Source organism: Pseudomonas sp. PME37.24/025 (assembly GCF_055556615.1).
Genome location: NZ_JBVHNK010000130.1, coordinates 1 through 277, shown reverse-complemented (window position 1 = coordinate 277; position 277 = coordinate 1). Strand labels below are relative to the sequence as shown.

1 protein-coding gene is annotated in these 277 nt (G+C 72.9%); it reads left to right on the top strand.

Going from position 1 to position 277, the window contains the following annotated elements; genetic code table 11:
- A partial coding sequence (locus ACZ3HH_RS29805) for a YicC/YloC family endoribonuclease (protein WP_465810146.1) occupies nucleotides 1-277 on the top strand: 277 nt, incomplete at both ends.

Below are 277 nucleotides of genomic sequence, written 5' to 3'. Positions count from 1 at the left end.
CCGTCAATCTCTCGGTCAAACGTAGCGAAGGCGTGACCCAGATCCGTCTCAACGAGCCCGCTCTCGCGCAAGCCCTGGCCGCGCTCGACGCTGTCCGCGCGCGCATGCCGGCGAGCGGGCCGCCGCAGGCGGAAGCCCTGCTCGGCATCCGCGGCGTGCTCGAAGTCGTGGAGGCCGAGGAAAGCCCGGACGACGCGGGGGCCCGGCAGGAGGCCATGCTGGCCGGGCTCGATGCGGCCTTGCGCGCGCTGGTGAAAATGCGCGCCGGGGAAGGGGC